Below are 4,405 nucleotides of genomic sequence, written 5' to 3' on the forward strand. Positions count from 1 at the left end.
GGGCCTTGCCGTGCGCCAAGCAGCCAGGGGGTGAGGCATCCCATGGGGCATTCAGGATCGTGACTGCAACCGAGAGCATCAGCACGGTAGCGAGGCCGCGCTCAGCATCGCCAAAGCTGGACTCACCCCGCTTGACACCAATTGGGTTTGTCCGCTCCTGCAGGCGGCTCAGCGACGCGCATTCAGGGCAGGAATTGCGAATAATGATTAGTGAAGCCCGCATAACAAGCAAAGCGTTGCTCGCCAAGCATCCGTCGCTGATAAAGAACCAGAGCCCATGTTTGGGCAACATGAGATGGACCGATGTTCAACCGTCTGGGCGCTGCAGCCGCGCGGACGTTGTGATGAGGGAAGCCCGCGACATCACCCACCTGTCCGGGCGTGACGATACGGGAATCTTTTTGTCGTTCTCCTCGTCGATGATCCCTGCCGACAGCGTGATCGTCGATGGCAGGGCCGTGATGGAAAAGGGCCGCCTCTACCTGAGCTCTCAAATCTGACATGCGATTTGACAACAAAACTAAGCACTGGGGAGCGTCGAAAGGTTCCATGTCCAAAGTCTTTGATGCGATAGTTATCGGGGCTGGCAACAACGGCCTTGCCTGTGCCTGCTATCTAGCGAAGGCCGGTCTGAAAGTGCTGGTGCTTGAGCGTCGCCATGTTGTTGGCGGCGCAGCTCTGTCCGAAGAGATCGTGCCCGGATTCACTTTTTCCGTATTCTCATATGTCGCTGCTCAATTGCATCCGAAGGTGGTCAACGACCTCGAACTGAAGAAATACGGGCTTCAATCCATAAAGGCCGACTATCGCGTTTTCCGCCCCGTGGACCAAAAGCGCTCAATGATGGTGGGTGGCGACGTCGGGCAGATGCAGGCGATGCTGTCGCGGTTTTCTCACGCCGATGCCGCCCGCTACCCTGAGTTCCGCAGTCATCTCTCAGGCGTCTCGGAGTTCGTTCACGATCTGAAACTGCAGACGCCCGTCGATATCGTCGCCACCTCGTTGACCTCTCGGTTGAAGACGGCGAACTTCCTGTGGGGCCACCGTAATGTGGGTGGCGATTTCTACAAACTGATAGACCTCTTCACGCAAAGCTCCGATGAATATCTGAGCCGTTGGTTCGAAAGCAGTGAAGTGAAGGCTGTATTCGCGTTTGCAGTGGGCGGAAGCCTGATCGGCCCCAAAACTCACGGGTCCGCATGGCTTGCGCTGCACGGCGGCAGCACGGGCCGTGCGGAGAAAGATGCCATCAGCGGCCAGGTAGTCGGCGGGATGGGATCCATCACCAAGGCCATGGCTCGGTGCGCTGAAGAGCATGGCGTCGAGATACTCACCAACTGCGACGTCACGCAGATTCAGACGCGCAACGGCCGAGTGAATTCCGTCGTAACAAGTCGCGGAGAAGAGTACGTCGCGCGAACCGTGGTGGGGAACCTCAACGCGAAAGTGCTGTTCAGCAAGCTCGTGGCGGAGAAAGACCTTCCAAGCGACTTCATCTCCGAGATCGCCCGTTTCAAGACAAACGGGGCCGCGTTCAAGCTAAATATTGCATGTGAGAGAGCTCCACAGTTCTCTTCTTTCAAAAAACAGGACACGGGCATGGAAAGCCCGCCCATCGTACAGATCGCTCCAGACATGGGATATCTCGAACATGCCTATGAAGAGGCAAAACCAGGCTGGTATTCTTCGCGACCGTCCATGATCATGACGATCCCGACCGTCCTCGAACCTAGCCTAGCGCCAAAAGGGAAACATATTGTTCAAATCTATGGCGGGCATACATCTTATAAACTGACGAACGGCTCTTGGGGACAGGAGCGCCCGAGATTCCTGAAATCGGTCCTTGAGACCATCGATTACTTCGCCCCCAGCTTTTCCGATGGTGTGATCGACACGCAGCTCCTTCTGCCCGAGGATATCGAGGAGCAGCTCAACATCCCCGGTGGCCATATTAATCACGGCGACATGTCCCTCGATCAGATGTTCTTTATGCGGCCGGTGCCTCACTATTCGGATTATCGATCGCCGATCAGAGGCCTCTACCAGTGCGGCGCGTCGACCCACCCCGGGGGTGGTGTTTCCGGCGTCCCTGGCCACAACGCAGCTCGGGAGATCCTGAAGGATCTAAGGAAACGTCGGCGTGCGGTGTGAAGACATGTCCTCTCTGGTAATCTGGTCGCTTGCCGCGTTCCACTCGCTCCTTTTCAGTCCCGTTATTTTTCAGTCCCCGTTAGACCCGCCGAATCCCATTCGGGGTGGCAGTTCCGACTATGTGTAAGAGCGGAGTTTGTATCGCTTGGGGCCGGACGATACGGACGATCATAAGCTTTCCCCTCTTCAAATAACTCTCGCGGCTCGCACTCTTGTTCGCGGTCCGATTAAATCACTTAGCAAACGACGGGAGCAATTTCATGTCTGCTGGACGCAAAGTAGTAATCACTTGTGCCGTGACGGGCTCAGCACACACGCCGACAATGTCGCCATATCTGCCGATCACACCGGAGCAGATCGCAGATCAGGCAATCGGCGCGGCGGCGGCGGGGGCGGCCATCGTCCATTTCCACGCGCGCGACCCGCGAGATGGGCGTCCTACCCCCGACCCAGACGTATACGCGCCGGCAATCGATCGCGTGCGTGAAGAGTCTGATGTTATAATCAATATTACGACAAGCGGCGCACCACATACGCCTCTGGACGACAAGATTGCCGCCGCACTGCGGTTCAAACCAGAGCTAGCCTCCTTGAACATGGGGTCTCTTTCTCCATACGGTCGGCAGAGAATGCTCAACAAGTTCGAGCACTGGCAGCACGATTGGGAGCAGCAACTGTTCTCCGCGGCGCCCTCGCGAGTTTATCCTAACTCCGAGGAGATGATCACTCGGACGATCAAGGAGGTCGGCGCCTGCGGCACACGCTTCGAATGCGAGTGCTATGACGTGGGGCACCTGTATAACGTGGCTTACTTTGCGGATATCGGCCTGCTTACGCCACCCTTCATCATCCAAACTGTCTTCGGGTTCAGTGGTGGAATCGGCCTTGACGCTGACAATATGACTCACATGCGCAACGTCGCCGACCGGCTGTTCGGCAGGGAGTACCACTGGTCAGTTCTTGCACCCGGAAAACACGAATTTCGCTTCTGCACCATGGGTGCTACGATGGGTTCGAATGTGAGGGTGGGGATGGAGGATAACCTGTACCTCGACAAGGGCAGGCTCGCCCGGTCCAATGCTGAGCAGGTCACGCGGATGCGGGATATCCTTACCCTTTTGTCCTTCGACATCGCGACACCGGACGAGACCCGGCAGATGCTCGGGCTGAAAGGGCGGGCCAACACCGGTGGCTCAGATGCTGCAGGCGAAAGTGCACATAGCCGGTGATTGACGTTTGAAACACGATATCAGGCCGTAATAACCGATCTCAAGGCTTGGTCGTGCTAGGGTTTTGGGCTTTAGGGCCCGTGCAATGGAGCGCCCGATGACCGAGATAACAAAACTCGATCCTATCCGTACTGGACCAGGGCCGTGGAGCAAAGATGACATCAGGCGCATGCCGACCCAAGGATTTCAGAAGGCTCTTGGGATTGAGCTCGACGAGGTGTCCCCGGATCGCATCGCCGCACACATTGAAATCGAGAATCGACACATCAATTCTGGCGGCGCGGTGCATGGAGGCATACTTATGTCCCTTGCGGACAGCCTCGGCGCGATGGGCGCGTTGCAACATCTTAGTCTCATGCAAAGAACCGCGACGCTCGAATCCAAGACCAATTTCGTGCGCGCCTGCGAAGGCGCGAAAATAGTCGCCGAATGCCGACCGCTTCACATAGGCCGACGGACATCCGTGTGGCACACCGTCGTGCGGGACGTACATGGCAGGATCTGCGCACATGTGTGGCAAACGCAAATCCACATCGATGCCAACACCTGACAACCTCAGTTCGAGATTCTCACATTGCGTTAAGACCGAGGTATTCTCCTCGGCAGCTTTCCGATCTCCTCTTCGGTTTCTCTCTTTCCAAATCCATTCCATTCCCCGTCCGCGGATCTGCGCTGCTGTTCACCTGAGCAGCATCCCCATCGTGACCGGCGGACTTCTGGTCGGACCCGTCGTGCACAGTGTAGCCGTCGAGCATCGCTACGGCGCGACGCAAGTTCTCGCGACCCATCGTGAAGCGCTGGCCGTGGCTGCGCCATGTCTTTGCCGATGGCGGCTGTACGAGCCGAGAGGCGCTGAAAAGGGTCGGACCCTTCGCGCTCGAAATCGTCAAACGGCCCGGCGACGAAAAGGGCTTCGAGGTGTCGCGGCAATGGATTGTGGAACGGACATTTGCGGGGCTCGGACGATGACACCGACTGGCTACGAACATCTAGATAACGAGTGCTCCCGCCGAAATGAATCCTCG

At 57.2% G+C, this 4,405-nt stretch carries 6 protein-coding genes; 5 read left to right on the plus strand and 1 reads right to left on the minus strand.

Going from position 1 to position 4,405, the window contains the following annotated elements:
* On the minus strand, nt 1–292 hold a 292-nt coding region (locus tag NKI19_RS32540), incomplete at its 3' end, for a hypothetical protein (protein WP_352951290.1).
* Between the two features lie 52 nt (nt 293–344).
* Here NKI19_RS32540 and NKI19_RS32545 point away from each other — a divergent pair.
* The 5 genes from NKI19_RS32545 (at nt 345) to NKI19_RS32565 (ending at nt 4,349) form a co-directional block, all read left to right on the plus strand.
* Nucleotides 345–500, plus strand: a complete 156-nt coding sequence (locus NKI19_RS32545; protein ID WP_352567691.1) for a hypothetical protein — start codon at nt 345–347, stop codon at nt 498–500.
* 49 nt (nt 501–549) lie between these two features.
* Nucleotides 550–2,151 (plus strand): phytoene desaturase family protein, encoded by a 1,602-nt coding sequence (locus NKI19_RS32550; protein ID WP_352567692.1) that lies wholly within the window; start codon nt 550–552, stop codon nt 2,149–2,151.
* A 260-nt stretch (nt 2,152–2,411) separates the two neighbouring features.
* Nucleotides 2,412–3,380: a 3,5-dioxohexanoate:acetyl-CoA acetone transferase gene (gene kce / locus NKI19_RS32555; protein ID WP_352567693.1), complete on the plus strand. Its 969-nt coding sequence runs from the start codon at nt 2,412–2,414 to the stop codon at nt 3,378–3,380.
* Nucleotides 3,381–3,477: 97 nt separating this feature from the next.
* On the plus strand, nt 3,478–3,930 hold the full coding sequence (locus tag NKI19_RS32560; protein WP_352567694.1) for a PaaI family thioesterase: 453 nt from the start codon (nt 3,478–3,480) through the stop codon (nt 3,928–3,930).
* Nucleotides 3,931–4,169: 239 nt separating this feature from the next.
* Nucleotides 4,170–4,349 (plus strand): hypothetical protein, encoded by a 180-nt coding sequence (locus NKI19_RS32565; RefSeq protein WP_352567695.1) that lies wholly within the window; start codon nt 4,170–4,172, stop codon nt 4,347–4,349.
* Nucleotides 4,350–4,405 lie beyond the last annotated feature (56 nt).

The sequence above is a fragment of the Mesorhizobium sp. M0751 genome (genome assembly GCF_040320265.1).
Classification (GTDB): domain Bacteria; phylum Pseudomonadota; class Alphaproteobacteria; order Rhizobiales; family Rhizobiaceae; genus Mesorhizobium.